This is a genomic window from Rhodococcus sp. IEGM 1379 (assembly GCF_030056815.1).
Taxonomy (GTDB): domain Bacteria; phylum Actinomycetota; class Actinomycetes; order Mycobacteriales; family Mycobacteriaceae; genus Rhodococcus_F.
This window is the reverse complement of the sequence record NZ_JASHKR010000007.1, coordinates 139,972-166,571: the sequence shown is the minus strand read 5'-3', so window position 1 is coordinate 166,571 and position 26,600 is coordinate 139,972. Positions and strand designations below refer to the sequence as shown.

Below are 26,600 nucleotides of genomic sequence, written 5' to 3'. Positions count from 1 at the left end.
AAGTACACGATCTGCCCGGCGGTGGCGCATGGTATCGACCATGAGGTCGGCTCGATCGAGGCCGGGAAGATGGCAGACCTGGTGCTGTGGGATCCGGCATTCTTCGGAGTTCGTCCGGCCGCAGTGATCAAGGGTGGTGCGATTGTTGCTGCGCCACTGGGTGATCCCAATGCCGCGATCCCGACGCCGCAGCCGGTGTTCATTCGGCCGGCCATCGCGGCGGCGCCGGGTTCGGCTCCGCACCTGTCCACGACCTTCGTCTCGCCGATGGCCATCGAGGATGGATTGGCAGATCGGCTTGGCCTCAAACGAACTCTCACCGGAGTCCGGCCCACCAGGCACCTCACCAAAGCCGACATGCCGAACAACACGGCACTGCCCTCCATCGACGTCGATCCGGAGACGTTTGCCATCAAGGTCGACGGTGATCTGATCCGGCCCAATCCCGTCGACGTAGTGCCGATGGCCCAGCGCTACACGCTGTTCTGACGCCGGTGTCCGCCGAGATCGCGTCGATGCTGCTGGCAGACGGGCGATTACCGACAGGCGGGCATGCACACTCGTCGGGGCTGGAACCGGCATTGGCGGCTGGTCTGCGCCAAAGTCAGGTTCCGGATTTCATCCGGGGCCGCCTTGAAACGGTTGGTGTCGTCGAAGCTGCGGCAACAGTCGTCACGAGGCGCTGGGCGGTCAGCGGCGGAAGCGGAAGCGAACTCGAAGCCATTTCGAACGAACTGCTTGCCCGCACGCCCAGCGCGCCATTGCGCGAGGCCTCGATTCAACTCGGCCGGGGGCTCGCCAGATTGGCTTCGAGGTTGTGGCCGCAGCATCATGCGGTGCAACTGCTGATGGCGCTGCCCGGTCATCCGATGCGGCCGTTGGCGCTGGGAGTCTTCACTGCCGTCGCCGGCATGGACGATACGGCGGCAGCCCGATCATGCCTGTACGACGACGCTCAAACTGTGGCGTCGGCGGCATTGAAGTTGCTGCCGGTGGATCCGGCAGAACCGGTCGAGTGGCTGCTGCAGGTTGCCCCGACCATCGAGAGAATTGCTCGGGCCGCAGTCGAAGTGGACTGCGCCGCAGACATACCTGCAACTACCGGACCGTTGGTCGAACAATGGTCACTCGAACACAACGCCCGATCCAGGAGGATTTTCCGTGCTTGACAATCTGAACACCCCCGCGCCGAACACCGTAACTGCAGCCCGAGGATTGCGACTCGGTGTTGCCGGTCCCGTCGGGACGGGTAAGAGCACGCTGATCGCCACCATCTGCCGTGAATTGGCAGCTGAATTCGAGATCGCGGTCGTCACTAATGACATCTACACGGACGAGGACGCGCGGTTGCTCCGTGCGGCAAACGTGCTACCCATCGAGCGCATTGTCGCCGTCGAGACCGGCGCCTGCCCGCACACTGCAATTCGAGATGACGTCACGCCCAATCTCATTGCGGTGGAAGATCTCGAGCGTGAATTTCACCCTCTCGACATGGTGATCGTGGAGAGCGGTGGCGACAATCTGACGGCTACTTTCAGCCCGGCTCTGGTCGATGCTCAGATCTTTGTCATCGATGTTGCCGGCGGCGGTGACGTCGCACGCAAGGGCGGCCCCGGTATCGAGCGTGCGGATCTTTTGGTGGTCAACAAGATCGACCTCGCTCCGTATGTCGATGTCGACGCAGTCTTGATGGTCGCGGATGCGACCGCCGCACGTGACGGCCTTCCAGTCTTGGCGCTCAGTCAGAAGGATCACGCAACCATCGATCAGCTCAGCGCCTGGATCCGTCAGGTCATCGCCGCTCATCGCGCCGGTAGCCATGTTCCCCAGGATCCGGGACCGATGGCGCCGCACTTCCACGCAGACGAAGAAGATCATGAGCACGGACATGGTCACGGGCACAGTCACTCTCACAGTCACTGATGAATACGTCTGCGCCGGTGTCTGGGGCAACCAGGATAGTCGTCGAACGAACCGGGGATACCGCTACCGCCGCGGAGTTGATCTCCGGAGACTTCCTGGCCCCACGATTTGTGAGCTCCCACGGGCGGCATGTGCGAATTGCCTTGGTAGGGCACAGTGCAACGCTGTTGGCCGGTGACGACCTTCGGATCGAATTCGACGTGGCGCCGGGCACTTTCCTCGAGGTGATCGAACCGTCGGGCACCGTGGCGTACAACGCGCGCGGCGGTCATGCGTCGTGGACGGCAACTGCCCGGGTGGGCGCGGGCGGCGCATTGGTGTGGCGGGCGGCGCCATTCGTGGTGGCGGGCGGCGCGAATGTCAGTAGGCGCATTGATATTTCACTCGAAACTGACGCGATTGCTCTGCTCGACGAAATGGTTGTGCTGGGTCGTACGGGGGAGATCGGTGGCGCCTTACGTTCGGATCAACGGATCACCGTCGACGGGACGCCGTTGTTGGTGGAGACCTTGGATCTACGAAGTGTTTCTGGCCGCAGCCTTCCCGGTGTCCTCGGTGGGCACCGGGTACTCGGCACCACCATGTTACTGGGGATGAAGACCGCAGAGACTGTCGACAGGCACGTCACGCCTTTGTCCGGTCCGGGGATGTTGGCCCGCGCGCTTACAGATCATGCCCATGAGGCGACCGCTGCCTTGGAGGAGATCTGCGCGGACTGGTATGCGACGGTAGCCAGGCGCTACAGCGTGGTCTGAACAGCGTGGTCTGACCGCTTGTCACATTCCGGGTAGTTACCTCGTCTGTCTCATGTCGCGACTGACGCGAACAAGGCAGAATGTGTCAACGGAGGCAATGATGCGGATTGCAGTTCTAGGCGGAACAGGCTTGATGGGCAAACTCGTTGTCACTCAGGCAAGGGAATCAGGCCACGATGTGGTGATTGCTGCCCGCTCGACCGGCGTCGACATCAGTACCGGGATGGGTGTGGACGCGGCGTTCGATGGTGTCGACGCAGTAGTCGACCTCAGCGATCACGTCACCAACAGTGCAAAGAAGGCTGTGGCGTTCTTCGAATCGGCGGCAGAGAATATTGCCGGGGCCGAACGCAAGGCCGGGGTGAAACACCATGTGCTGCTCTCGATCGTCAATTGCGACGATCCTCGACTGAAATCCTTTGGGTACTACCAAGGCAAGGCAGCGCAAGAACGCGCTGTGGAAGCGTCGGGAATCCCGTTCACGATTCTGCGATCGACACAATGGTTCGAGTTCGGTGAAAAGACCGTATCCCTCATGGGTTTCGGTCCACTGGCGTTGGTACCGCGGATGCTCTCGCGACCGGTCGCAGCCAAGACTGTCGCCCGAACGCTGCTGAATTGCGTCGAGCAAGGTCCGTCGGGGCGCGCGGCAGATCTTGCCGGACCCGAGGACCTGGAGATTCCGGCGATGACACGCACGATCTTGCGACGCCGTGGTCAGCGAAAGTTGTTGATTCCGATATCGATACCCGGTGCCGGAAAAGCCATGCGCGGTGGAGCTTTGCTCCCCGGACCGGGGTCGACGTCCGCGGGTCCCACGTTGGAAGAGTGGTTGAGCGCACGCTGATAGGAAAGGCGGCCGTGCACGGTGCACGGCCGCCTTCAACTCACGTTTGTGGAGTGTTTACAGATTCGGGTACGAGGTCAGCTTGTCGACCTTTTCGATCTTCTCGGGTTCTTCCGGCAGCTTCCCGGTTACGAGGAAGATCACTCGTCGGCCGACCTCGACTGCGTGGTCGGCGAAGCGCTCGTAGAAGCGGCCGAGCAACGTGATGTCGATGGCAGCGGCAACGCCGTGCTTCCATTCACGATCCATGAGGACGGTGAACAGGTGGCTGTGGAGATCATCCATCGCCTCGTCGTCTTCGACCAGACGTGCCGCGCGCTCGGGATCGCGAGATTCGAGAACTTCCTTGGCAGCTGCGCCGATGGACACGGCGATACGCCCCATTTCGGCGAAGTAGCCGTTGACTTCTTCCGGAAGCACATGGTTGGGGTGACGACGACGCGCGATTTTCGCGACGTGCAGGGCGAGGGCGCCCATGCGGTCGATGTCGGCGACGATCTGGATTCCGCTGACGACCGATCGAAGATCACCGGCAACGGGAGCCTGCAAGGCGAGCAGCGCGAAGGCACGCTCCTCGCACAGTGTGCTGAGTTCGGTGATCTTGTCGTGCTCTCCGATCACCTGCTCGGCAAGGGTGAGGTCAGCTTGGAGCAGCGACTGGGTGGCGCGCTCCATGGCGGTACCTGCCAGTCCTGCCATCTCGCCGAGCATGTCAGCAAGCTCGGTCATCTGTTCGTTGTAAGCCACGCGCATGAGGTCAGAGCCTACGTGCCCCGAAAGACCAAGTCACCAGCGACAGGTGAACGCAAGATGAATGATCTGCTCGTCAGATGCAGGCGGTGTCGCCGGCATTGACTGCGGCGATGTCGGGAGACAACGATGTCGAGGCACTGGTGTCCACGGATTTCGGTTCGGCCGAGAGCGTTGTGCCAGGATCGGCCGGCGCGACGACTGTTCCGGAGAAATCGCTACCGATCACAAGCTCGACCATCTCGCCCATGCTCGGTGTGACCACGAGGACAGCACCGGGAACTGCGGAGGCCACTGTCGCGGCTTCGGCTTCGTAGCCGGGCGCGTATCGCACCACAGTCTGTGTGGACTTGACGTTGGTCAGGCCGGTGGCCGCAGCGGCGTTACCGACATTGGCGACATGGAAGCCTTGGGTCTCGAGGTCTTGGGCGACGGTTGCAGCTCGGCCGGAAATTCCTGATGCATTCGAGACGTCGATGGAAACGTTGTATGCACTCATTGCTTCGACCGTCGTTGCATCGGGCAGTGGTGCGCTCGACGTCGACGGTGCCGCGCTGCTCGACGTCGGTGCGTCGTCTTCGGGCCGCTCTTCACCGGGCAAGGGTTCGTCGTCGATGATTGCCTGGAACAGGGCTTTGATCTCGTCGGTCCGGGGGATCTCGTTGCCCCAGTCGTTGGTGCCGTCGGTGGGGACGGTCAGGAACGTGACTGATCCGGCGTCGACGTTCTGCAACGATCGACCCAGCGTGACCAGTGACTTCGTATCGATGTTCTCGACAAACGTGTCGCTGGTGAAGGCGTTGATGAAACCGTTGAGCTTGCCGGGATTGAGGAGAACCTGGTTGGACAGCGCCGACCGGAGGAGAGCGGACAGGAATTTCTGCTGTCTCGTGATGCGTCCGTAGTCGCCGTTGCCCTCGGCTTCGACGTGGCGGGCGCGGACGTAGTTGAGTGCGGTCCGGCCGTCGAGCAATTGGTTGCCGCTGGTCGGCAGGACAGTGCCGAGAATGCCGTCTTCGATGGGGACCGGTGAACAGATATTGACGCCGCCGACGGTATCGACCATGCGCTCGAATCCGGCGAAGTCCATGCCGACGAAGTGGCCGATCTTGAGCCCGGACATCTTCTGGATGACCTTGACCAGGCAGTTGGGTCCGCCGAGTGCATACGTTGCATTCAGTTTTTCACCGCTCGCGGCGGGGAAGTATTCGCTGGTGTAAGTGCCGGTGTCATTGTCCCAGGCCTTGCACATCGGGCGGTCGACGTCGAGGTCGCGGGGGAACGAGACGGCGACAACGCGGCTTCGATCGGCTGGGATGTTGACCAGCATCACGGTGTCGGCTCGGGCGCCTTCGGCGTCGTCGACCGTTCCGGCGCCGATCGTGCCACTGGCTCCGGCGCGTGTGTCGGTACCGACGATCAAATAGGTTTCGTCGCCGAGTTGGCCCAGTGCGTCGACGATGTCGTCTGAGTTGGTATCGAGTGCTGCGATCTGTTCGAACTTGCCGTCGGTCGCGTGCTGGTAGCCCCAGACGACGCCCGTCAAGGTCAAAGACATCACGGCCATGAACGCGACGGCTGATCTGTTGATCACTTTGAGGCGCTTACGACGCTTGATCTTGTTCAGCGCGAGCCTGCTACCGCCGGTTGCGTTGACGACTCGAGGAGCGGCAGACGTGGGCGGTTCGCTGGAAATCCATTCAGCTGCAGCCGGTGCTATCGGGGGTGGTGGAACGGGTCCACTGTGGAGATTCGAATCGGTCGGTGCGTCGCCTACTCGGGCGACGAGTTCCGCAACCGAAATGCTGTCTTCGGTGTTGGGGGAGTCGCGTCGACCGAACAGGCCTGCGATTCGGCGTTCTGTTCCCGACCCTTTCGGCTCGGATTCAGGTACCGGTTTCGGGCGCTCCGCACGGCGGTTGCGGTATCGCTGATCTGCGAGTGGCCGTTCCCACGGTGCCCGGCTTTCGGGCGAAGGCGGACCCGAGTCGTGATCATCACCCACCGATGCAACCTGTCCCGTCGTCGACTGCCGATTCGGACAGTTCGTTCTGTTTTTCGCTGTACTGCAACACCTTTTGGCGAAGCTGGAGCCATATTACTGGTGAATCCTGAGTTATCCACTCAGAAAGCCGACGAATCGACCGAATTCACATTGAGAGTTATCCGCCCGAGTGCATCATGTCGGCGCCGACCGGCACCACATCGTCCTCGGGATCGTCGAGCCAACCGTCGGGCAAAGCCACCTGACCAGGGGAGCCCTGGCGCCCGCGGGGGCCTTCGGCGTCCTTGGGGAACGGCACGTCGTGATCGAGCTGACCGAGAAGATCGTCGAGTTCGGTCAATGTGCTGACCAGTGCCATCGACACCCGCAGATCCGATCCGACCGGGAAGCCGCGCATGTACCAGGAAACGTGCTTACGAAGCTCACGCAGTCCCTTCATCTCACCGTGGTGCGCGGCCAGAAGCTGCGCGTGGCGGGCGATGATCTTGGTGACCTCACCGAGCGTCGGAGGTGTGGCGATGGTCTGGCCGTTGAGCGCAGCGCTGAGTTCGGCGAACAACCACGGGCGTCCGAGGCATCCACGGCCCACGACGACGCCGTCGCATCCGGTTTCGTCCATCATCCGGGCCGCGTCGGAAGCGTCGAAAATATCGCCGTTGCCAAGGATCGGAACGTCTGTGACGTGTTCTTTGAGGCGGGCGATCTCGTTCCAGTCCGCAGTTCCGGAGTATCGCTGCGACGCGGTGCGGGCGTGGAGAGCAATCGCGGCAGCACCTTCAGCTGCAGCGATGCGCCCGGCGTCGAGGTGCGTGTGGTGGTCGGCGTCGATACCGACGCGCATCTTCACCGTGACCGGGATCTTGGTGCCTTCGGTGGCGCGGACTGCAGCCGCGACGATCTGCCCGAACAGACGGCGCTTGTACGGCAGCGCTGAGCCGCCGCCCTTACGTGTCACTTTGGGGACCGGGCAGCCGAAGTTCATATCGATGTGATCGGCCATGTTCTCGTCGACGATCATCTTGGCCGCGGCGTACGTCGTGTCCGGATCGACGGTATACAGCTGCAGGGAACGTGGAGTTTCGGTGGGGCCGAAGGTGGTCATGTGCAAGGTGGCCGGCTGGCGCTCGACGAGAGCGCGTGCCGTGACCATCTCGCAGACGTAGAGACCGGAAGTACTGCCGGCCCGTTCCAGCTCGAGTTCACGGCAGAGCGTGCGGAAGGCGACGTTGGTGACGCCTGCCATAGGTGCGAGGACCACGGGGCTGTGTAGCTCGAGTGAACCGATACGAAGGGATGACATGACTACCTCTGAACAAATATTTCTGACAATTGAAAGTGCCCGGTACCGAATCCGGTACCGGGCACAGAATAGCTGGTGAAATTAAGAAGCCTGCTGTTCGCGCTTTGCTGCCTCGCGGGCGAGCATGCGATCGCGCTGCTCCTCGAACTTGGTTGCCTGACCATCGAGTTTCTCGAGGTATGCCGCCAACTCCTCACGCGTGTTCTCGCCTTCGGCGCTGAAATCGTTGCGTTCGAAGATGTTCCACTTGCGCAGGACGGGCCAGATAACTTCGTCGATGTGCTGGCGAAGATCGTAGATTCCGTGCTTGGCCATGAGGACCCCGTTGCGACGGAAGTTCGGCATGCCGCTGCCCGGCATCTGGAAGTTCTGCACGATGTTCGACACGGACTTGAGCGTCTGGTCGGGCGCGAGGTCGAGTGCTGCGGCACAGATGTTGCGGTAGAAGATCATGTGCAGGTTCTCGTCGGCAGCGATGCGCTGAAGCATCTTGTCTGCGACTGGTTCGTTGCAGGCCTTGCCGGTGTTGCGGTGGCTGACGCGCGTCGCGAGTTCCTGGAACGTCACGTAGGCGACGGAGTGCAGCACGCCGGCTCCGTCGTCCGGTACGGCCGGGTTGTAGCCGGTGACCATATGTTCCATGCGGAGGCGTTCGAGTTCGACGGGGTCGACGGCACGGGTCACGACGAGGTAGTCGCGCATCACGATGCCGTGACGGTTTTCCTCGGCGGTCCAACGGCCGACCCAGGTGCCCCAAGCGCCGTCCTGTGAAAAGTTCTCGGCGATCTCACGGTGGTACGACGGCAGGTTGTCCTCGGTGAGGAGATTGGTGATCATCGCGGCGCGAGCCACTTCACCGAGCTGCGACTGTTCGAGGCTCCAGTCTTCGCCGCCCATGGCTGCGAAGTTGCGACCTTCGTCCCACGGGACGTAGTCGTGGGGATGCCATTCCTTTGCCATGGAGATGTGGCGGTTGACGTTCTCTTCCGCAACCGGCTGCAGTTCCTGTAGCAGTTCGAGCTGCGTCAGATTCCTCGTCATTGATTGCCTCCGTGTTGAGTGAATGCTCGACTTCGCCCCAGCCTACGGCACCGTAGGTTTGAAGAGAATGGCATGAATTTCCCCCCGGATCGAATGTTACCGACCCGTAGCTAGATGCTGATTGATCAGTTTCGTTGATCGACCGTATTGCCTGATCCGTTCCGGCCACATGTGATTTAAATCATACCTACTGGTGAGGTTGTGTGTGTGAATTTCAGGACCAAATATTTTCGCGCACGAAGTCACGGAATTCGAGTGCAGGCCGGGGCAATGCCCGGTCGTCAGCCCAGATGAGGCCGATTTTGCGCTGGGCGCCTGCGATAGGGACATAGACAATTCCCTCCGCCCAGATGGGCGGATCCTGGATCGGCATGACCGCGACTCCCAATGATGCCGAGACCAGACCGCCGACGGTGGCGAGTTCGCTGCTCTCGAATACGAATTCGGGAGTGAAACCAGCAGCGGCGCACATTTCGTCGAGAATTCTTCGCATACCGAAGTCGGATTGCATGGCGATGAACTGTTCGCCCGAAGCCTGCGAGAGTTCGACGCGCGGCAGTTCGGCAAACCGATGCCCGGCGGGTACGGCAAGAGCGAGTTGCTGCTGCGCAATCTGTGTCCAGGCGAGCTGCGGGTTGTCCGGTTGTGGGGAGACGATGGCGAGGTCGGTCTCGCCGGCACAGACGCGATCGGTCAGGAACTGTGCGCGGTCCTGGTGAAGTTCGAACCGCACACCGGGATGTGCGCCCCGATAGCTCCGCAGCATCCGCGGAATCAGCCAGGTTCCGAAGGAATGGAGAAAGTCGAGCCGAACGGTGCCGATGTCGGGACTGCGGAGCGTGTCGATCCGACGCTGCGCATCGTGGAGATTCTTCAGTGCGCTACCGGCATGTTCGTAGAGAATTCGGCCGTAGTGGTTGAGTGTGAGTCGGCGCCCGTGGCGGTCGAACAGCGGCACTCCGATCTGTTGTTCGAGTCGTGCGAGTTTGCGGGACAGTGTGGGCTGCGACAGATGGGTGAGGTCCGACGTGGCGGTGACCTGCTGGGTTTCGGCGAGTACGACAAACCATTCGAGATCTTCGGTCAGCATCACACCCTGAATCTATATGCGTCTGAGGCATATAGAAGCAGACATTCATGCATTTTCTTTTGTTGTCGCGAGGCGGGAGGATTTGCGACGGAGGTAATTCGATGAGTGTTTCGGCAGAAGTCGCCGCGAATGTCGTGCCGCACCGGCGTGGCTCGGTCGGATGCCGGGCCGTCACTCTTGCACTGTTCGCTGCCGGGTTGACGACGTTTGTGTCGATGTACTCGGCGCAGGCGCTACTGCCGGCATTTGCGGAAGTATTTACGGTCTCGCCGGCGGTGTCGGCGCTCTCCGTTTCGGTGACCACGGGAATGGTGGCGTTGGCGATCATTCCGGCCAGTGCTCTGTCCGCGCGGTACGGTCGAACCCGAGTCATCATCTTCTCGGCCGTCGCCTCATGCGTGATCGGCCTACTCTTGCCTCTCAGTCCGACGATCGAGATTCTCCTGGCAGGTCGGGCGCTCCAAGGTGCTGCACTGGCCGGCATTCCCGCAGTTGCGATGGCCTACCTGGCAGAAGAGATCGATCCGAAGGATTTGGGCGCTGCGATGGGTCGATACGTCGCGGGCACCACGATCGGCGGATTGATCGGCAGGCTGATCCCGTCGGCGGTGATCGATGTGAGTTCGTGGCACTGGGCTTTGTTCGCGGTCGTAGTGCTTTCCACGGTGTTTGCGCTCATCATGATTCGCACCTTGCCGGCATCGCAGTTCTTCCGGCCTCAGTCGGTCTCTCGGAGAAGGTTGGTCGCGAATCTTCGTGTTCACCTTGAAGATTCATCGTTACGGACGCTCTTCATGTTGGGTTTCATCATGATGGGCGCATTTGTGTCGGTCTACAATTTTCTCGGATTTCGTTTTTCCAGTGCACCTTTCGGTCTTTCCGAGGCTGTTGTGGGCTTGGTGTTCCTGTTCTACCTCGCCGGAACATTTACCTCGTCGGTAGCCGGCATCGCCGCGGACAGGTTGGGGCGGAAATGGGTGCTGCTGGGCTCCGTGTCGGTGACGGCATTGGGCCTGGGACTTACGATTCCCGACACTCTTGCTTTGGCTCTGGTGGGAATGCTGCTCTTCACCGGCGGATTCTTTGCTGCACACTCCGTGGCCAGTGGATGGGTGGGAAGGCTTGCCCAGGTTCATCGGGCGGAGGCGTCGGCGCTCTATCTGTTTGCCTACTACGGGGGCTCGTCGGTGGCCGGTGTCGTGGCCGGAGTCGCCTACGCTGCGGGCGGGTGGAATGGGGTCAGCATCTTTGTCGGTTGCTTGATGCTCGTGGCAATGGCGTTGTCGCTGAAGATGTTCAGATCCGCGCCGGTCGGCTCAAGTCAGTGCGGCGACTCCGGTTCGGGAGCCGCCGCACTGTGAGATTACTTCTTGCCGCCGCCGAGAAGCCCACCCAGCAGATCGCCGATACCGCCTCCGCCGGAGCCTCCCAGGAGGCCTCCCAGTGCGCCGCCGATGCCGCCGCCGGAATTGCCGCCGCCGGAATTGCCGCCGCCGAGCAATCCGCCCAGCAGATCGCCGATGCCGCCGCCACCGCCGGTTGAAGCCTGCGTCTGCGTTGCGTTGCCGCCGGTGAACTGCTTGGCGAGGTAAGCCAGGACGATCGGTGCCAGGATCGGGAGTAGTTGCTTCACCAGATCGTTGCCACCGCCAACTCCGCCGAGAGTGCTGGCGACCTGATCAGTGTTGTTGCCGAAAATATTCGCCACAATTTTCTGCCCGTCTTCGGTGTCGACTTTGCTGATGTCGATGCCGTCGTCGAGAATTGTGGTGTTCGCATGCGACTGCAATGCGCTCTCGAGTGAAGCTGCTCCGGCCTCGTCTTGTGCGTTGGCGCCGAGACCGCCGACAAGCGTCGGAAGTGCTGATTTCACTGCAGTTTCCGCAGTTGCACGATCTACGCCCAGTTGCTGCGCAATCTGGTCGATCGGGATCTGTGACAGAAGGTCGTCAAGCGAAGCCATTGATGCCTACCTCTTCTGGGGTGTTTCCTTGGTCAGCACCCGGTTGATGCAGACACTAGTCAATGTTCGGCTCTCGAGTAACCCTGAGGTTGCTCTGTGGTCAGGATCCGGCTTTCTCGCGAGGAACCAGGCAGGCGAGAAGCGCGAGAATCAGACCGCCGGCGGTCAAAATGAATCCTGTCTGATTGGTCAGGACTGTGGAGTAGTTTTCCCTGATGACGTTGCCGAATTGGTCGTTCACGCGGTAATAGAACGTGCCCAGCGTCCCCAAACCGACAACGATTCCCAGCCAGGCCGCGATGCGTGAGCCGAACAGCGCGGCAACGAGAATCAGCACTGCGGCAGCAAGGAGCAGGATCATCATCGATCGATAGAACGTCACGGATTGTTCGCCGATCTGCTCGATCACCCAGCCCACCGGAAACCCGTCTCTCAAATCCTCCAGGCGGACGTTGATGGGTTTGACGCCGGCCAATATCGACATGAACGAGCCGACTGCAATGGCAATGCCGCAGATCAGCAGCACCACATGAACAAACGTACGCATGCCACTCTCCCGAAGGATTGAGGTCGTCTAACGCGGTCAACGGGAGCCTAACGCGATTACGGGTGGGATGCGCCGAGAACTACGTGCACAATCGTCTGTCATGACGGACAACATGGTTCGGCTCGAGGAGATCTCGTTGAGTCTTCCCGAGGCTCAGCGCGTCGACATCGAGGCGTGGGACGGACATCCCACATTTCGGGTGCGGGGCAAGAACTTCGTGTTCTGCAATGTCGAAGCGACGTCTCTGACGGTGAAGCTGAGCAAAGAAGAGGCCGAAGCTGTTGTGGCTACGGAGTCCTTTGTCAGCCCGGCGAGCTACGGGTTGGGGAGGCACGGCTGGGTCGTTCTGGACATCGGTGCCGACGTCCCCGAAGAACTGTGGGATCAACTCGAAGAATGGATCTACACCTCCTACACACTGGTGGCACCCAAGCGGCTTGCCCGAATTGTGCTCGATGCGGATACCCGCGGCAGACAACAGTTAGATTCGTGACAACAACAGCGCCGAACCAAAACGAGGATTTGTCATGACGACACCGGAAACATCACCGGCTACAACTGCACCCGGAATGCCGCCGTGGGCGAAGAAGGCCATCGGAATCGCTGTCGCGGCGGTAGTGCTGGTCATCACCTATTTGATTCTCGCCGCGCTCCTTCCACGCTGGTGGTCTCAGCGGATTGCGTCGCTCGCCGACGGCAGTTTCAGTGGCGGCATTGCGTGGGGCGTGATGTTCGGGCTCGTGTGCACGTTGGTTCCGCTGCTCTTCTTCCGTGCGATTTGGCAGGTACGCAAGCGCAAGCACGCTCGTGTAATGCAGATCAGCGCTTTGGTGCTCGGCGTGATTTTCGCTTTGCCCAACCTGCTGACACTGAGCATCGTGCTCGGCAACAGTAGTGCCGCGCATGCCGGCGAACGTGTCCTCGACGTCGACGGCCCCGGCTTCCGCGGTGCCTCGGTGCTGGGCGCTGTAATCGGTGTGGCTCTGTTCCTCGGGATCATTTTTCTCGGGTACATGTACAACAAGCGCGGCAAGGAACTCGAGAAGATGCGCGGCGCCGGCAAGAAGGGCGACGGCAAGAAAGCTGAGCCCGAGGTCAATGTCGAGAGTCCGAATCTCGAAAAGTGAACCGGCGCTTGGTTCACCACAAGAGGACGGGTTTGATCACCTTTCCCGAGGCTTGATCGGCGAGGGCTTGGTTGATGTCGGCGAATGCATAGGGCGTTACCAGGCGATCGATCGGGAAGCTGCCCGCGTTGAAGAGTTCGACGAGTCGGGGAATGAAAGTCGTGACGTCCGAGTCGCCTTCGACGCACCCGCGAACGGTCTTCCCGTTCAGCATGATGTCGGCCATATTCAGAGTGACTTCGCGTGCGCCGAGCCCGACCACGGCCAGCGTTCCACGTGCACGCAGTGATGCGACACCCTGATTGATGACTGTGCCGATCCCGGTGGTGTCCAGTGAATGTGTGGAACCGCCGTCGGTGGCAGCACGCACGGCATCGACGACGTTGTCGATTGCCGGATCGACCGTGGCCGCGCCGAACTCTTCCGCGAGTTTTCGACGTTCCGCCACCGGGTCGACTGCGACGACGGTGCTGACCCCCGCTGTTCGTGCGGCCAGGAGGGCAGCGAACCCGACGCTGCCGACTCCGAAGACGACAAACGTCGAATCAGGTTCGGGCCGAAGCATATTGAGTACAGCGCCGGCACCTGTCTGGAATCCGCAACCCAGTGGCGCTACGACGGTCAGGTCGATCGACGGATCGACCACGACCGTGTTGTCAGCCGTCGCGATCGCGTATTGCGCGAAGCTGGACTGCCCGAAGTAGGCGGCTCTGATTGGCGCGCCGTTCTGATGGACCGGGGAGGAACCGTCAGTGCGAACGCCCGAGCTGTTGAGTTGTTGGGAGCGTTCGCAATACGCTCGGTGTCCGTCGACGCATTGGCGGCATGCACCGCAACTGCGAACGCTCAGGAGTACGTGATCGCCCTCGGTGATGTGTGTGATCTCGGATCCCACAGCCTCGACGATTCCCGCACCTTCATGCCCGAACAGGCAGGCGCCAACCTTTTCCGGCAGCAGGGATTTGGTGAAGAGATCTGTGTGGCACAGTCCTGTTGCGACAATGCGTACCAATATCTCGTCAGCGCGGGGATCGTCGATCTGGACGGTTTCGAGTGCGAACGGTGATTCCGGACCGCGAGACAGTGCAGCTGTCATCTGCATAACGAATTCTTCTTCGGCGCGAATCAAGCTCGCTCGAGCAGGAAGTAGTAGTGCTGACCGTTGTCGAACACCAACTTCGACTTGCCGTTCATGATCCCCATCAGAGTCTGCTCGTCGACCTTCTTGAAATGGTCGAAGATCGATACTCCGTCGTAGACCATCGTTGCTGTCACTTCGCCGCGGAATTCGATGTTCCACAGGCTCGCTTCTCCGTTGCCACCCTTGATGTCGGAGTAGAGGTTGCCGTCTTCGTCGCGGCAGATCAAAGGCTTGGCGTCGTTGAGCGAGTTGAAGGTCTTTCCGTACCAGCGGGTCGCGGCCAGTGCGTCGTGTAGCCGGTGGCCGGTAGCGAAGTCGTCGCCCTTCCATTCTCCGAGGATGTCGGCCGCGGCGACGGTGTCGAGCGCTGCCCAGATTTCGTCGAGTTCCGCAGGTGAAACACCACTTTCGGCTGCTCGGAGCTGAGTGAATGCGGTGCGGGCCTCGTCGAGATTCATGGGGATCCTTGCGGTCGGAGTTTAAGTTTGCGAACCAAACTGTTCGCCAACTCCGGACGCTACGCCGAACCAGATGGTTCGGCAACGGTCAATTCGTTCTAGGCTGTTCACATGCGTTCAGCCGGGGAAGCGACCAGGGTCCGCATTCTTGCGGCCGCGAAGGAAGAATTTGCCAAGTACGGCCTGGCGGGCGCTCGGATAAATCGGATTGCCGCCGACGCTCACGCCAGCAAAGATCGCCTGTACGCGTATTTCGCGAGCAAGGAAGAGTTGTTTGCCGCTGTCACTGCGCAGTGGACGGTCGAGACCTCTACCGAGACAGCCCTTCGCGGCGACGACCTGCCCGGATATGTCGGTCGGCTTTTCGACAACTATCTGGCGCACCCCGAGAATGCGCGTTTGCAAGAGTGGGCGGATCTCGAAGCGCCGGACGTCATGAGCGAGAACGACTTACGAAGCAAGACACTGCGACCGAAGATTGCAGAGATTCGCAAAGGCCAGGCGGAGGGGCACATAGATCCCGCTTGGAATGCGCCGGAACTATTATTCGTGATCACAGAGATAGCCCGAACTCTGGCGCTTCCGTACGGAGGGAAGACATCTCGATCGCCCGCTCAGCGTAGGCAGACGGCTGTCGAATCAGTCCGGCGATTGATCACGAGTTCCTGACTGCGCTGACGCACCTGTTTCGGGAGATTCCTGAGCGCGCCGACGATGCCATTTTGGTGGAAACTGCGATTATTGAGGTCCAGAAACTACACAAAAGGGCAAGCTGTGAGCGGTCGGTCCGGTACACATGAGATTCCGACAGGTGAAACAGAGACCCCGAATGATCGTTTCGGCCGCCTGATCGAGCGTCGCGACGATGCAGACTTCCCGTTCTACAACGATGTGCCCGCCGCACTCACGGTGAAGCAGTGGATCCTCGCAGTGTCGTCCGTTGTTGTCGGCTTCTTGGCGTTCGTTCTCACTCCGCAGCCCAACAACTTCGTGGCGCTGATCCCGCGGATTCTGTTCGTGACCATCCCGCTCGTCGTATTGGCCGTGGTGACCAAGGATCACTGGCGCGCACTGTTCCGGAAGGTGCGCGGTCACGATGTGCTGGTGATGATGTGCTGGTGATGATCGGTTTCGCGGTTCTCAATATCGCGGCGACGTTCGTGCTGGCTCTGATCGTCCAGTCGATCTTCGGTACGGCTGCAAATGATGTTCTCGAAGGTGCCGGAGAAGCGGGTGGCTTGGGCACGCTGGCGTTCTACGTCGGAACCTTCTTCCAGTTGATCGGTGAGGACGTTTTCACGATCATCCCGTTCCTCGCAGTGATGTACTTCCTGTTCGCGAAGGCGAAGTTCTCACGCCAGAATGCGATCCTGCCGGCCTGGCTGATCAGTTCGCTGTGGTTCGCTGCCGCGCACCTGCCGACCTACGACTGGAACTTCGCTCAGGCCTTCGTCGTCATCGGTGGCGCTCGAATTATCCTGACATTGGCCTACATTCGCACGAAGAACCTGTGGGTCTCCTCCGGTGCGCACATCATCAACGACTGGACTCTGTTCACCGTAGCTAGAGCAGGAAACGCGGCGTTCCTCGCGTTCTGACGTCTGCAGTTTCGCTCGCGACACGTAATAAAAAGGCGGGAGTGACCACTCTGTGGCCACTCCCGCCGATCCGAACATGTGCATCCCACAATGTGAACAGGCAGAGCCTGTTCAATATGGTGCCCCCAGTAGGACTCGAACCTACGACCTGCGGATTAAAAGTCCGTAGCTCTACCAACTGAGCTATAGGGGCGCGGCGCAGAGTCTAACCAGACCGCAGAGAGCGTGAAAACACCACCCCCATTAGAAGGGTGATTCCGATGATCATGATGACTTCTCCGGTGCGGTGTAAACCGGAGTCGTTGATGGTCCCACGCATGGTCAGTTCGATGACGACGGCCGCGAGGTTGGCTCCGATGCACTGGATAGTCCGGTAAAGGCCGATAGCCGTCCCGACGTCGCGGAGGTGGTCACGGAGTTGACGAGATTCTGGTTGCCCATGTTGTTGGAGCCGTTCGGGATGCCGAGGATCGCGGCGACGACAAGAAGGACAACGAGGGGAGTGCTGCTCGATTCCACGAACGTGACGAGAAGTCCGCCGACGGCCAGTGCTGCGGTTCCGATCAGCAGGGTGGTTCGCGCGCCGTAGCGGCCGTAGGTCCGGGATGCGGTCATCGTGGAGACGATTCCTACGGCGGCGATGGGAAGCATGAAGAGGCCGGCGTTTGTGGGCGAGAGGCCGCAGGCGACCTGTAGCCCTGGGGGAGTCCGAAGAAGATGCAGTAGAACGGCGTGTAGGTCAGGAGAGTGCGGCTGAGGGTCATGCTCAATGCATGGTTGGCCGCGACTGCGCGGACGTCGATGAACGGTGTGGCCGTTCGACGCTCCCACAGTGTGAACAGAATTGCGGATACTGCGACGACGGATTGTGCACAGATAGTGAGTGTTGCTATTGCGGAACGTGTTTGAGCGTTGTGCTGATCGGCATACCGGCGGACGACGGTCATGGCGTTGGGATACTGCGTCGCCGTTCCGATTCCGAGGAGTATTCGTGCGGCGATGAGCCAGCCCAACGACTGGGCGAGTGATCCGTGGATCGCGCCGGCGGCGATCAGACCGAGGCCGGCGAGGTAGGTGCGCTTGGCTCCGAGGATTGAGGACGCCCGGCAGTCGGAGCGGTAACAGCCGTGGCGATATAGAGCGCGGAGATCACCCACGCTGTGCCATTCAGTGGCTGCAGGAATCGTGCGCCGGATCCCAGCGCGAGATTCAGTCGAAGGGGGACGGACGCTCGTGGTGGCGATGCCCGTCTGTGTCCGTCACGGTTTCGAGGCAGTTCGAGGATGGGCTGATGGGGATTGTGGGGAAGTGGAGTGGCCGAGTCTGCGCAGGATTCTTCCGGCGATAAGGAGAAGATCGCGCTCGGCGTCGGTGCACTCGGCATCCATCGCGTCAGTAAGCCACTGTGTCAGTTGCAGCCGGTCGTCGCGGAGTGTCGATGTCCCCAATTCGGTGAGGTCGATGAGGTTGGCGCGGCCGTCCGACGGGTCTGATCGACGGGTCACCATCCTCTGTTGCTCGAGGGTCATGATCGTTTTGGCGATCGATTGGGGCGTGACACGCTCGAGTTGCGCAAGATCTTTTGCGGTCATCGGTCCGCTCCGGTTGAGATGTCCGAGGGCCTGGATATGGGTGGGGCTGAGGCCGCGTTCGCTGCGTTCGGTGCGTAGGCGTCGTGTGAACACTCCGAGGTCTTCCCACAGGACGTGGATCTCGTCTTGGGTCATCTTTAGCTCCTCAGCCGCCTCTAAATTAGGCAGCCTAACTGTGTAATTGATCCAAAAATCCCTGATTTTGGGACCTTTGTCCGGAATAAATAGTACCTTTGGTTGTTCAAGTAGGTAGGCCTGCGTTGAGATCCATGCAATGTGAGTGATCCATTGTCGGCTTTGGGGAACAAAAAAGCTCGGATGCGCACCCCCTGCGCCGCACCCGAGCGAGCCAAACAATACCACTCGGTGTGTTATGTGAACCGGCAGTCTTTTCGGTGTCATCTGACTGACTGACACGCACTAGTACTTTTGGTGGGTGTCGCGTGATGCCTTACGGGACGTATGTCGAGAAGATATTGTGAACTTTCGGGGGGATTGTGGGTGCCGCAGGCGGCACCTTTCGGAGACCGACTCGTCGAGAGGTATGACACCGCCAATGGCACGTCAACAAGAGCGTGCGCGGCGTACCCGCGCCTCCCTGGTCGAAGCGGCTGCAAGTGAGTTCGCCAAGCGCGGCTACGCGGCCGCCTCGGTCAATGCGATTCTTGACGGCTCTCAAGCCACCAAGGGCGCCATGTACTTCCATTTCCAGTCGAAGGAAGAGCTGGCGAGGGCGATCCTTACCGGCGCAATCGAGCTATTCACCGATGTCACTGATCAATGGGCGAAGCGCACTGACCTTGACCCATTCCAGCTTCTGCACGGTCTGGTGCGTGACATCGCGACGCTGTTCCGCACCAATGTGGTCGTGCGGGCGGAGTTCAGGCTGATCATCGAGCCTGAGTTCTATGCCGATGTTCAGTCCGGTGCCGGTCAGGTGTGGGGGCGCTCGGCGCATCAGTTCGCGGCACTGGCGCAGGAGTCCGGACTCTTCCGTGAAGGCGTGGATACCGAGAAGTTCACGCGCGTCCTTGCTGCAAGTCTTGCCGGCCAGCGCTACATGGCGGACCTGACTTCGCAGAACGGTGATCTCGGGGACTGGTTCGAAGAGTCTCTCGAAGTAGTGCTCGAAGCGATGGCCAGTGCGGAATGGCTCGAGCAGTTTCATCGCGAGGGATGGGCTCCGGTTGAGTCCTACGTGCAGCAATAGTGCGATTTCTATTATCTGACCTGGCGATTTGGGTTTTTCCAGCTACGTGTCCTAAGCTATCCAAGCTCCCAACGGAATGCCGTTGGGGAACTAGTTCGGAGTGATCCGACGGGCCCCCTTCGTCTAGCGGCCTAGGACGCCGCCCTTTCAAGGCGGTAGCGCGGGTTCGAATCCCGTAGGGGGTACGTTTTGCGAAAGCGAAACGATGCAGTATGGTTTGACCGGCAAGACCCGCACGACAAGCTTTGAGTTGCAGAAATGCCCAGCTAGGACAGTGGTTTGGGAGCAGCGAGAAGATGTAGTACGGTTTCACAGCAAGGAAAAAAGCAAGGCCCTGTAGCGCAGTTGGTTAGCGCGCCGCCCTGTCACGGCGGAGGTCGCGGGTTCGAGTCCCGTCAGGGTCGCAAAGCGTTGTTCTCAGTCATCTGACTGAGAACAACGCAATGCGTAGGCATTCGGTTCGGGTGCTGTCCGGCCAGGTAGCTCAGTTGGTACGAGCGTCCGCCTGAAAAGCGGAAGGTCGCCGGTTCGATCCCGGCCCTGGCCACCAAAACTCGATATATCAAGCTTCAGTTTCGACGTTCTCAGAACGCGGATCTGGAGCTTTTTTTATTGCGTTGAATTGATTCTTCTTCAGGTCGGTCGGTCTGATTCATTCTCGGAAGATTCCGGTCAGCGGGAACGTGCCGTGCGTCACTTATCTTCGGTCAGCAGTATTGGCCACTGCGTCCCATTCCATGGCGGCGCGTGGTCCGGCTGTCTCTCGATGGCCGGCCCTTCTTTACTGCACAAGAGGGAAGTGAAGGTCGACGTGTCGAACTCGAGATCCAGACGCATCGGGAAAATCAGCCGTGTGGCGGTTGCGTTGTCAGCTGCGGGCGTATTGCTCGTGGGCTGCGCCAGCACCGACAACGACACCAGTTCTGCAGGCGGTGACTCCACGGCCTCAGCTGCATTGACCGGGATGGTCAACCCGCAGGCTGACCCCGGCCCCGCCGTGGCCGGCGGAACACTGACTTATGGTGTGCAGGTCCTGGCGGCAACTCTGGATCCGACGAAGACAGCAGCACGTGGCGGTTCGGGCGGCGAGGCACTGGCTGCCGTGTACGACGTTTTGGTGAGCTACGACACGACGAGCGGCGATTTTCAGCCGAAGCTCGCCAAGTCGCTCGAAACCAATGACGGTGGCACGACGTGGACCTTGAAGCTCCGCGACGGAGTGAAGTTCAGTGACGGGACCCCGGTCGATGCAAATGCAGTAGTTGCGAGCATCAATCGGTACAACGCGGGTAAGGGCAACGGAGCGGAACTGTGGGTCGCTTCCGTCACATCGATGGACGCGGTCGACGCCTCCACCGCTGTTTTCCACCTCAATGCACCGTGGATGCGTTTCCCCTCGATGCTGGCTCTCGGCCACGGAATGATCGTCGCTCCCTCATCGCAGCAGGGTGACAAGTTCACCGCTATCGGTGCCGGACCGTTCACCGAAGATCTGTTCACCCCGAGCGTCGAGCGAGTGTTCAAGGCCAACCCCGCGTTCTACGGTGGCGCTCCGAAGCTCGAGAAGTTGCGCATGGTGGCGCTCAACGGGCCGCAGGCCAACCTCGAATCCCTGAACAGCGGTCAGTTGGACGTTGCATACATTCGTGGTCTCACATCAGCTATCAATTCTGCGAAGTCTGCCGGATACCCCGGATACATGGACGTACTCAACGCCGGTAGCGCCGAAATCATCAACAACCGCGAGGGTCGCCCGGGTTCGGATGTTCGGGTCCGCCAGGCCATCGGCTACGCACTGGATCCAGAACTGATCGATCAGCGCGCCGAGAACGGTGAAGGACTGCCCGGATCCGAGCTCTTCGGTCCGACGTCGCAGTGGCACATGGACACCCCGGGCATCGCATACGATCCGGCTAAGGCCAAGGAACTTCTGACGCAGGCCAAGGCTGACGGATACAACGGAAAGCTCAACTACATCGTTCTCAGTGAGCCCAAGGACCACGCGATCGGTCTGGCCGTGCAGTCACTTCTGCAGGCAGTCGGCTTCGAGGTCAACTTGATTCTCGCCAACAACGCCGGTGACATCGTTCAGAACGTCTACGTCAAGAACGATTTCGACCTCGCGCACGCCGGCATCGGCCTCTATGAGTCGATTCCGGACCTCGGACTGTTCTCGACCACCAACAGCACCTCGAAGTCCAACACCGCGGGTTACGCCAATCCCGCGATGGACCAGTTGATCGCAGAACTGCAGCAGGCCAAGGACAACGCTTCCGCGTTGGCAGTGATCAGCAAGATCCAGACCTTGTGGAACGAGACGGTGCCGTCGGCGCCGGTCGGTGGTCTGTCCTCGTTCTGGGCATGGCAGAAGAACGTGCACGGTGTGGTTCCGACCGCGACCGGCATCATGCTGTTCGACCAGGCATGGATGGGCGCGAAGTAACTTGTCCGCCAACTCGACGAGCCCCGTCCGACGCGAGTCGGGCGGGGTTCGTGCTGTGCTGGGTGTGGCCCGTGAGACCAGTGTTACCCACGAGTTGGAAGTCGTGGGACGATACTAAAGTGGTGACGGATCGGAGCGACGACAAAGGCAAAGCGCGCGGGGGCGAGCCGATGACCTTCCGTGCCCGCGCAGCGATGTGGACCAATCGTCCGCTGTTCGACTTCAACATGATGGTCGGCTTGGTCGTCCTGATCGTGGCCTTCGGTTTGTTGATGGTGCTCTCGTCGTCGAGCGTCGAATCGTATGTGCTCTCCGGTACGTCGTATGCCCGGTTCTGGCCGCAGTGCATGTTCGCGGCGATCGGCCTGGTGTTGTTCGTAGCTGTTGTGCGAGTACCCACGGAACTGATGCGTAAATACTCGCCGTGGCTGTTGATCGCGTGTCTCGTCCTACTCGTGCTGGTTTTGATTCCGGGTATCGGATCGGAACAGATGGGTGCCCGAAGCTGGTTCGTCGTCGCCGGAATCTCATTTCAGCCGTCGGAACTTGCCAAACTTGCGTTGGCCATTTGGTCGGCGGCGACGGTGGCGTCGTTCATGAATGCCCGACTCGATGTCAATCGAGCCTTGCCGGTCATCGGTGGCACCACACTTCTTGTTCTCGTTCTTGTCGTGTTGGAGAAGGACCTCGGTACCACCATCACGATCGGCATCATCTTCATGTCGGTTCTGTGGTTCGGATTGTTCCGGATCAAGACGTTCGTCATTCTCACATTGGGTTCCGGCGTCGCCTTCCTCGTTCTCGGGCTTACCGCCGGTTACCGCTCGGATCGAATCAAGGCTTATCTGAATCCTGATCTGGATCCGCAGGGCCTGAATTTCCAAAGCACTCAAGCCAAGTACGCATTGGCGAACGGCGGAATTTTCGGACGGGGCCTCGGGCAGTCCGACGCCAAATGGAGCTATCTTCCTCAGGCACACAACGACTTCATCTTCGCGGTTATCGGTGAAGAGCTCGGGCTGATCGGTGCGCTGATCGTGGTGGCACTTTTTGTCGCAGTCCTTTTGGTCGGTCTGAGAATCGCGAAGCGTTCGACCGATCCGTTCCTCAAAGTCATGACGGCGACCGCAACGACGTTGATCGTGATGCAGGCCTTCATCAACATTGCGTACGTTGTGGGACTGATCCCGGTGACGGGTTTGCAGCTGCCTCTCATCTCGGCCGGTGGAACGTCGATGATCACGACGCTGTTGATGTTCGGCTTGATCGCACACGCAGCGTTCCGTGAACCGGAGGCCGTAGCGTCGCTCGAAAGTAGTGGCCGCGGATGGATTCCGTTTGTCTTCGGTAAGCCGCGCTTCGGCGAGGCGAAGAAGCTGACGCCGAAGCCGCGGGAACGGCAGCAGGCTCGGCGGGCACCTGCCCGGGATCGGCAGCGGGATCGGCAGCGGGCACCGCAGCGAGCGCAACAGCCGGATCGACGGCGTTCCGTACGACGTGACGGCGACGACGATCCGCGATATCGCAGCGGTGGAACCCGTCCTCGACGTGCTTCCTGATCTGTCCAGTACGCGTCGGGATCTCTGGTGGGCGGCTACATTGGACACTGAAATTGGCGTCAGAGAAGGTTGTGGGCATGTCAGATGGCGATAAGCCAGATCAGTCTGTAGTGGAAAGAAGCTCGGTTACGGGGCGTCGTACGACGCCTTCGCAGCGTGCGCGTTTCAGCAGAATCATCGACGCGGCAATGGAATCCGCATCCGAAGGCGGCTATGACGCAGTTCAGATGAGATCTGTTGCCGAGCGTGCGGGAGTCGCGATCGGGACGGTATACCGTTATTTCCCCTCCAAGAACCACATGCTCATCGTGGCGTTGTTGTGGATGTTGGAGGGGTTGCGCGACAGATTTCAGGATTTCACGGTTCCGGGTGAGACGCCGTCAGATCGAATTCTATTCGTGTTGAGGAAGAACACCGAGGTTTTCGAGACCAATCATCAACTCTATGAAGCTTTGGTCCGCGCGTACATGTTTGCGGACGCGTCGGCTACGCCGGAACTGAATGCACTGGGCAACGTGGTGACGGAGATGTTCGCCAAGGCAATCGGCGTCGACGAAGTGTCGCAACAGCAGATGGACGCGGTCAAGGTGATCGACGACGTCTGGATGTCCTCTCTGGTCTCGTGGGTGGCGGGTCGGATGAACACCGAAGAAGTGATGGCGCACTTGGAACTGGCAGTGCGCTTGGTATTTCGTAAGTTGGGCGGCTAGCGCCTCACACCGTGTATCCGCCGTCGACGTTCAGTTTCTGGCCACTGATGAAACCCGCTGCGTCGCTGGCGAGGAAGCAGACGGCTTCGGCGATGTCGACGGCTGATCCGAATCGTTTGAGCGGGATCCGGCTCATGGTGACGTCGAGTGCGTGTGGGTCGAGATCGGCTGATGCAATGAGTCTTTCGGCCATGCCATCGGTGAGCATCCCGGGGCCGACAGCGTTGAAGCGCACGCCGTACCGTCCTTCTTCAGCAGCAAATCCCCGGATGAGTTGTTCGACAGCACCTTTGGTGCCGGCGGAGAGTCCGTCGCGGACCGGGAAGCGGTCGGTAGCCGCTGTGGTGACGGCAACGGCAGAGCCGGAGGTTGCGCGCAGTGCTGGTAGCGCGGTGTGTACGAGGGTGAAAAATGCTGCGGCTTCTTGGTTTAACTGTTCACTGAAGACCGCCGGTGTCACGCGCGAGAGGTGCGTCATCGGGACGTGAGGACCGGCCGCGTGGACGAGTGTTGTCAGAGATCCGAGGTCGTTGATCGCGGCGCTCGCGGCGTCGGTGATGGAGGATTCGCGATCGAGATTCATTTGGTACGAGTGTGCCGAGACCCCGAATGAGCGGATCTTCTCGCTCAACTGTGTTGCTGCGGCGGCGTTGTTTCGGTAGGTGAAGGCCACGTCGTGTCCGCGTGCGGCGAGCATGAGGGCGATTGCCGAACCGATGCCGCCGGTTCCGCCGCTGATCAGTGCGGTGCGCGTTGTAGTCATGTCTACTCCTGGCTGTGCGGGGCTGAACTACTCGATGCAATTAACCTAGCAAGTGCTTGGTTGGTTTGGTGGCGTGGGTCTCCTGAGGGCAGCCTCAGATTGCTACCGCAGACTGCGGCGGAACCCTAGTCTGAGTGGTATGTCCGATAGCGTGCAGGTCACCGGTGAAGTTCCCAGCGAGGGATCCGAACCGCATACTCCCAGCTTGAACAATCGTTTGAACTGGCTCCGGGCGGGTGTTCTGGGAGCAAATGACGGCATCGTGTCCACCGCCGGCCTGGTGGTCGGTGTTGCGGCGGCAACAACGGAACGTTCGGCGATCTTCACCGCCGGGTTTGCGGGATTGGTTGCGGGTGCGGTGTCCATGGCGCTCGGCGAGTACGTCTCGGTCAGCGCGCAACGCGATACCGAGCGTGCACTGCTCAAGAAGGAAAAGCGAGAACTTCTAGAGACGCCTGAGGAGGAATTTGCCGAACTCGTCGGGATTTACGAGGACAAGGGATTGAGTCCGGAGACGGCTCGGAAAGTTGCCGAGGAACTTACCGAACACGACGCCTTCGCAGCACACGTCGAAGTCGAATTGGGCATCGATCCGAATGATCTGACCAACCCCTGGAATGCTGCAATCTCGTCGGCGATCTCGTTCACCATCGGTGCGGCAATTCCGTTGATCGCAATTCTCTTGCCGGCAACCGGAGTTCGCGTGCCGATAGCCTTCTTCGCTGTGCTGATCGCCCTGGCCTTGACCGGCACGATCAGCGCGACGCTCGGCGGTGCACGTAAGTCCCGAGCAGTTATGCGAGTGGTTCTCGGTGGAGCCTTGGCGATGGCGGTGACGTACGGGGTCGGTCAGCTGGTCGGTACGGGCCTGGGCTGATGCTGCAGGGTTAGCCGCGAGCGATCATCACCGGACAAGGTGCGTGGTGCAAGAGGTTCTGACTCGTGGAACCCATCACGGCACCGGCCACGGCGCTCCGGCCGTGACTGCCGACAACCAGAAGTTGGGCGTCGTCGGCATATTTCAGCATGACGGGCGCGGCAGCGCCGGGTTCGCTGATGCGAGTGACCGCAACATCCGGGTACTGATCCGACATGCCGGCAAGGTTTTCGGCCAACAATGCGGACTCTTCCTGTTCGACGGCTTCCCAATCGATAAGGATGCCGGCGCCTCCGTCACGGAAGGTCGACGCACCTTGCCACGTGTGAACGGCAAAGAGAGGTGCCTCGAACTGATCCGCATACTGGAATGCGTATTCGACGGCCTTCTTGCTCAATGTACTTCCGTCGACGCCGACGACCACCGGGCGTTGGTCGGGCCCGGGATGCTGGGTAGTCCCACGCCAGACCGTCACGGGGCAGGGGGCTTGGTTGGCAACCTTCAGTGCGGTGGAACCGAGCAGACGTGAACGCAGGGCGCCGGAACCTGTCGAACCCATCACGATCAGCCGTGCGGTCGCGGCGCACTCGAGGATGTGCGTCATCGGTGGCCCCGGTGCGATCTCGGATTCGATGACAAGGGAAGGGAACTCGTCTGCGAGTAGATCCGTGACGACGCCGGTGATGGCTTCGCCGTCTTCTCTGACCTGATTGAGGAATTGTGACTGCAGCATGACGGCGGCCGGGCTGTAGATCGGGCCCTCCTGCGGCAAAGCGTGCGCCAGAATCAGTCGTGCATTGACTGCCTGTGCAATTGACGCAGCCCATCTGGCAGCCGCGGTCGAGGCTTCGGATCCGTCGATACCGACAACGATGTCCTGGTGTCCGGCAAGTGTGGTCAT

Annotated in this window: 28 protein-coding genes, 4 tRNA genes and 1 pseudogene; 19 read left to right on the top strand and 14 right to left on the bottom strand. The window is 60.4% G+C overall.

Translation table 11 applies throughout. From position 1 onward, the window contains the following. The 5 genes from QM600_RS07100 to QM600_RS07080 all read left to right on the top strand — a co-directional run. Positions 1-489 (top strand): amidohydrolase family protein (locus QM600_RS07100; RefSeq protein ID WP_283260749.1); only part of this gene is annotated, 489 nt, incomplete at its 5' end. A 5-nt stretch (positions 490-494) separates the two neighbouring features. Further along, positions 495-1,169 carry an urease accessory protein UreF gene (locus QM600_RS07095; protein WP_283260748.1) on the top strand — a complete coding sequence of 225 codons (675 nt, stop codon included), beginning with the start codon at positions 495-497 and terminating at the stop codon, positions 1,167-1,169. Continuing rightward, positions 1,162-1,923, top strand: coding sequence for an urease accessory protein UreG (gene ureG, locus QM600_RS07090; RefSeq protein WP_283260747.1), 762 nt, complete (start codon positions 1,162-1,164; stop codon positions 1,921-1,923). Before QM600_RS07095 ends, ureG begins: the two co-directional genes overlap by 8 nt. Beyond that, positions 1,923-2,678 carry an urease accessory protein UreD gene (locus QM600_RS07085; RefSeq protein ID WP_283260746.1) on the top strand — a complete coding sequence of 252 codons (756 nt, stop codon included), beginning with the start codon at positions 1,923-1,925 and terminating at the stop codon, positions 2,676-2,678. Before ureG ends, QM600_RS07085 begins: the two co-directional genes overlap by 1 nt. Positions 2,679-2,778: 100 nt before the next feature. Continuing rightward, complete coding sequence (locus tag QM600_RS07080) at positions 2,779-3,525, top strand: SDR family oxidoreductase (RefSeq protein ID WP_283260745.1); 747 nt, start codon at positions 2,779-2,781, stop codon at positions 3,523-3,525. Between the two features lie 57 nt (positions 3,526-3,582). Here QM600_RS07080 and phoU read toward each other — a convergent pair whose 3' ends face one another. The 5 genes from phoU to QM600_RS07055 form a co-directional block, all read right to left on the bottom strand. Beyond that, entirely contained in the window at positions 3,583-4,278 is a 696-nt protein-coding gene (phoU, locus tag QM600_RS07075; protein WP_283260744.1) for a phosphate signaling complex protein PhoU, read from the bottom strand. 73 nt (positions 4,279-4,351) lie between these two features. Then, positions 4,352-6,280, bottom strand: coding sequence for an LCP family protein (locus QM600_RS07070; protein WP_283260743.1), 1,929 nt, complete (start codon positions 6,278-6,280; stop codon positions 4,352-4,354). A 157-nt stretch (positions 6,281-6,437) separates the two neighbouring features. Next, positions 6,438-7,580: a tRNA dihydrouridine synthase DusB gene (gene dusB / locus QM600_RS07065; protein WP_094271266.1), complete on the bottom strand. Its 1,143-nt coding sequence runs from the start codon at positions 7,578-7,580 to the stop codon at positions 6,438-6,440. A gap of 81 nt (positions 7,581-7,661) precedes the next feature. Further along, positions 7,662-8,621 carry an acyl-ACP desaturase gene (locus QM600_RS07060; protein WP_283260742.1) on the bottom strand — a complete coding sequence of 320 codons (960 nt, stop codon included), beginning with the start codon at positions 8,619-8,621 and terminating at the stop codon, positions 7,662-7,664. A 214-nt stretch (positions 8,622-8,835) separates the two neighbouring features. After that, positions 8,836-9,714 carry a LysR family transcriptional regulator gene (locus tag QM600_RS07055; protein ID WP_502942902.1) on the bottom strand — a complete coding sequence of 293 codons (879 nt, stop codon included), beginning with the start codon at positions 9,712-9,714 and terminating at the stop codon, positions 8,836-8,838. A 98-nt stretch (positions 9,715-9,812) separates the two neighbouring features. On the opposite strand from QM600_RS07055, the gene QM600_RS07050 reads away from it, so the two are divergent. After that, positions 9,813-11,072, top strand: a complete 1,260-nt coding sequence (locus QM600_RS07050) for an MFS transporter (RefSeq protein ID WP_283260741.1) — start codon at positions 9,813-9,815, stop codon at positions 11,070-11,072. A gap of 2 nt (positions 11,073-11,074) precedes the next feature. Here QM600_RS07050 and QM600_RS07045 read toward each other — a convergent pair whose 3' ends face one another. After that, the gene (locus tag QM600_RS07045) at positions 11,075-11,674 is read right to left on the bottom strand and encodes a DUF937 domain-containing protein (RefSeq protein WP_283260740.1); all 600 of its coding nucleotides are present in this window, start codon (positions 11,672-11,674) and stop codon (positions 11,075-11,077) included. A 100-nt stretch (positions 11,675-11,774) separates the two neighbouring features. Then, on the bottom strand, positions 11,775-12,221 hold the full coding sequence (locus QM600_RS07040) for a hypothetical protein (RefSeq protein ID WP_283260739.1): 447 nt from the start codon (positions 12,219-12,221) through the stop codon (positions 11,775-11,777). Positions 12,222-12,321: 100 nt separating this feature from the next. On the opposite strand from QM600_RS07040, the gene QM600_RS07035 reads away from it, so the two are divergent. Together QM600_RS07035 and QM600_RS07030 are read left to right on the top strand one after the other, a co-directional pair. Continuing rightward, complete coding sequence (locus QM600_RS07035; protein WP_283260738.1) at positions 12,322-12,714, top strand: MmcQ/YjbR family DNA-binding protein; 393 nt, start codon at positions 12,322-12,324, stop codon at positions 12,712-12,714. Between the two features lie 34 nt (positions 12,715-12,748). Beyond that, a complete protein-coding gene (locus QM600_RS07030; protein ID WP_283260737.1) occupies positions 12,749-13,348 on the top strand; it encodes a hypothetical protein in 600 nt (199 codons plus the stop codon). Positions 13,349-13,361: 13 nt separating this feature from the next. Here the strand turns inward: QM600_RS07030 and QM600_RS07025 are convergent, their stop codons facing one another. Together QM600_RS07025 and QM600_RS07020 are read right to left on the bottom strand one after the other, a co-directional pair. Next, positions 13,362-14,450 carry an NAD(P)-dependent alcohol dehydrogenase gene (locus tag QM600_RS07025; RefSeq protein WP_283260736.1) on the bottom strand — a complete coding sequence of 363 codons (1,089 nt, stop codon included), beginning with the start codon at positions 14,448-14,450 and terminating at the stop codon, positions 13,362-13,364. Positions 14,451-14,473: 23 nt separating this feature from the next. Next, positions 14,474-14,947, bottom strand: a complete 474-nt coding sequence (locus tag QM600_RS07020) for a DUF4334 domain-containing protein (RefSeq protein WP_283260735.1) — start codon at positions 14,945-14,947, stop codon at positions 14,474-14,476. A 111-nt stretch (positions 14,948-15,058) separates the two neighbouring features. On the opposite strand from QM600_RS07020, the gene QM600_RS07015 reads away from it, so the two are divergent. The 3 genes from QM600_RS07015 to QM600_RS07005 all read left to right on the top strand — a co-directional run bounded on the left by QM600_RS07015 (position 15,059) and on the right by QM600_RS07005 (position 16,545). Then, positions 15,059-15,616: a TetR/AcrR family transcriptional regulator gene (locus QM600_RS07015; RefSeq protein WP_283260734.1), complete on the top strand. Its 558-nt coding sequence runs from the start codon at positions 15,059-15,061 to the stop codon at positions 15,614-15,616. A 105-nt stretch (positions 15,617-15,721) separates the two neighbouring features. Next, complete coding sequence (locus tag QM600_RS07010; RefSeq protein WP_283260733.1) at positions 15,722-16,069, top strand: hypothetical protein; 348 nt, start codon at positions 15,722-15,724, stop codon at positions 16,067-16,069. Then, on the top strand, positions 16,069-16,545 hold the full coding sequence (locus QM600_RS07005) for a CPBP family intramembrane glutamic endopeptidase (RefSeq protein WP_283260762.1): 477 nt from the start codon (positions 16,069-16,071) through the stop codon (positions 16,543-16,545). Before QM600_RS07010 ends, QM600_RS07005 begins: the two co-directional genes overlap by 1 nt. A gap of 117 nt (positions 16,546-16,662) precedes the next feature. Here the strand turns inward: QM600_RS07005 and QM600_RS07000 are convergent. The 3 genes and pseudogenes from QM600_RS07000 to QM600_RS06990 all read right to left on the bottom strand — a co-directional run bounded on the left by QM600_RS07000 (position 16,663) and on the right by QM600_RS06990 (position 18,272). After that, a tRNA-Lys gene (locus tag QM600_RS07000) sits at positions 16,663-16,738 on the bottom strand. 12 nt (positions 16,739-16,750) lie between these two features. Continuing rightward, positions 16,751-17,821, bottom strand: a pseudogene (locus QM600_RS06995) (MFS transporter). Next, the gene (locus tag QM600_RS06990; protein WP_283260732.1) at positions 17,805-18,272 is read right to left on the bottom strand and encodes a MarR family winged helix-turn-helix transcriptional regulator; all 468 of its coding nucleotides are present in this window, start codon (positions 18,270-18,272) and stop codon (positions 17,805-17,807) included. The pseudogene QM600_RS06995 and the gene QM600_RS06990 overlap by 17 nt, the downstream one beginning before the upstream one ends. 421 nt (positions 18,273-18,693) lie before the next feature. Between QM600_RS06990 and QM600_RS06985 the strand changes: the two genes are divergently transcribed. The 7 genes from QM600_RS06985 (at position 18,694) to QM600_RS06955 (ending at position 24,059) form a co-directional block, all read left to right on the top strand. Continuing rightward, complete coding sequence (locus tag QM600_RS06985) at positions 18,694-19,347, top strand: TetR family transcriptional regulator (RefSeq protein WP_283260731.1); 654 nt, start codon at positions 18,694-18,696, stop codon at positions 19,345-19,347. 112 nt (positions 19,348-19,459) lie between these two features. Further along, positions 19,460-19,532, top strand: a tRNA-Glu gene (locus QM600_RS06980). A gap of 145 nt (positions 19,533-19,677) precedes the next feature. Continuing rightward, positions 19,678-19,751, top strand: a tRNA-Asp gene (locus QM600_RS06975). A gap of 69 nt (positions 19,752-19,820) precedes the next feature. Beyond that, positions 19,821-19,897 (top strand) — tRNA-Phe (locus QM600_RS06970). 303 nt (positions 19,898-20,200) lie between these two features. Beyond that, complete coding sequence (locus QM600_RS06965; RefSeq protein ID WP_283260730.1) at positions 20,201-21,790, top strand: ABC transporter substrate-binding protein; 1,590 nt, start codon at positions 20,201-20,203, stop codon at positions 21,788-21,790. A gap of 122 nt (positions 21,791-21,912) precedes the next feature. After that, positions 21,913-23,349 carry a putative lipid II flippase FtsW gene (gene ftsW, locus QM600_RS06960; protein ID WP_283260729.1) on the top strand — a complete coding sequence of 479 codons (1,437 nt, stop codon included), beginning with the start codon at positions 21,913-21,915 and terminating at the stop codon, positions 23,347-23,349. A gap of 77 nt (positions 23,350-23,426) precedes the next feature. Further along, entirely contained in the window at positions 23,427-24,059 is a 633-nt protein-coding gene (locus tag QM600_RS06955) for a TetR family transcriptional regulator (RefSeq protein ID WP_283260728.1), read from the top strand. Positions 24,060-24,063: 4 nt separating this feature from the next. Here QM600_RS06955 and QM600_RS06950 read toward each other — a convergent pair whose 3' ends face one another. Beyond that, positions 24,064-24,822 carry an SDR family NAD(P)-dependent oxidoreductase gene (locus QM600_RS06950; RefSeq protein WP_283260727.1) on the bottom strand — a complete coding sequence of 253 codons (759 nt, stop codon included), beginning with the start codon at positions 24,820-24,822 and terminating at the stop codon, positions 24,064-24,066. A 139-nt stretch (positions 24,823-24,961) separates the two neighbouring features. Here QM600_RS06950 and QM600_RS06945 point away from each other — a divergent pair, with 139 nt between their 5' ends. Beyond that, positions 24,962-25,699: a VIT1/CCC1 transporter family protein gene (locus QM600_RS06945; RefSeq protein ID WP_283260726.1), complete on the top strand. Its 738-nt coding sequence runs from the start codon at positions 24,962-24,964 to the stop codon at positions 25,697-25,699. A gap of 10 nt (positions 25,700-25,709) precedes the next feature. On the opposite strand, the gene QM600_RS06940 is transcribed toward QM600_RS06945, so the two are convergent. Further along, positions 25,710-26,600 carry a universal stress protein gene (locus tag QM600_RS06940; protein WP_283260725.1) on the bottom strand — a complete coding sequence of 297 codons (891 nt, stop codon included), beginning with the start codon at positions 26,598-26,600 and terminating at the stop codon, positions 25,710-25,712.

Bases quoted from the DNA above. Each gene is read 5' to 3' on its own strand.
- QM600_RS07085 (WP_283260746.1), top strand. From the start codon at position 1,923: ATGAATACGTCTGCGCCGGTGTCTGGGGCAACCAGGATAGTCGTCGAA.
- QM600_RS07080 (WP_283260745.1), top strand. From the start codon at position 2,779: ATGCGGATTGCAGTTCTAGGCGGAACAGGCTTGATGGGCAAACTCGTT.
- phoU (WP_283260744.1), bottom strand. From the start codon at position 4,278: ATGCGCGTGGCTTACAACGAACAGATGACCGAGCTTGCTGACATGCTC.
- dusB (WP_094271266.1), bottom strand. From the start codon at position 7,580: ATGTCATCCCTTCGTATCGGTTCACTCGAGCTACACAGCCCCGTGGTC.
- QM600_RS07060 (WP_283260742.1), bottom strand. From the start codon at position 8,621: ATGACGAGGAATCTGACGCAGCTCGAACTGCTACAGGAACTGCAGCCG.
- QM600_RS07050 (WP_283260741.1), top strand. From the start codon at position 9,813: ATGAGTGTTTCGGCAGAAGTCGCCGCGAATGTCGTGCCGCACCGGCGT.
- QM600_RS07045 (WP_283260740.1), bottom strand. From the start codon at position 11,674: ATGGCTTCGCTTGACGACCTTCTGTCACAGATCCCGATCGACCAGATT.
- QM600_RS07040 (WP_283260739.1), bottom strand. From the start codon at position 12,221: ATGCGTACGTTTGTTCATGTGGTGCTGCTGATCTGCGGCATTGCCATT.
- QM600_RS07035 (WP_283260738.1), top strand. From the start codon at position 12,322: ATGACGGACAACATGGTTCGGCTCGAGGAGATCTCGTTGAGTCTTCCC.
- QM600_RS07030 (WP_283260737.1), top strand. From the start codon at position 12,749: ATGACGACACCGGAAACATCACCGGCTACAACTGCACCCGGAATGCCG.
- QM600_RS07025 (WP_283260736.1), bottom strand. From the start codon at position 14,450: ATGCAGATGACAGCTGCACTGTCTCGCGGTCCGGAATCACCGTTCGCA.
- QM600_RS07020 (WP_283260735.1), bottom strand. From the start codon at position 14,947: ATGAATCTCGACGAGGCCCGCACCGCATTCACTCAGCTCCGAGCAGCC.
- QM600_RS07015 (WP_283260734.1), top strand. From the start codon at position 15,059: ATGCGTTCAGCCGGGGAAGCGACCAGGGTCCGCATTCTTGCGGCCGCG.
- QM600_RS07005 (WP_283260762.1), top strand. From the start codon at position 16,069: ATGATCGGTTTCGCGGTTCTCAATATCGCGGCGACGTTCGTGCTGGCT.
- QM600_RS06990 (WP_283260732.1), bottom strand. From the start codon at position 18,272: ATGACCCAAGACGAGATCCACGTCCTGTGGGAAGACCTCGGAGTGTTC.
- QM600_RS06985 (WP_283260731.1), top strand. From the start codon at position 18,694: ATGGCACGTCAACAAGAGCGTGCGCGGCGTACCCGCGCCTCCCTGGTC.
- QM600_RS06955 (WP_283260728.1), top strand. From the start codon at position 23,427: ATGTCAGATGGCGATAAGCCAGATCAGTCTGTAGTGGAAAGAAGCTCG.
- QM600_RS06950 (WP_283260727.1), bottom strand. From the start codon at position 24,822: ATGACTACAACGCGCACCGCACTGATCAGCGGCGGAACCGGCGGCATC.
- QM600_RS06945 (WP_283260726.1), top strand. From the start codon at position 24,962: ATGTCCGATAGCGTGCAGGTCACCGGTGAAGTTCCCAGCGAGGGATCC.
- QM600_RS06940 (WP_283260725.1), bottom strand. From the start codon at position 26,600: ATGACCACACTTGCCGGACACCAGGACATCGTTGTCGGTATCGACGGA.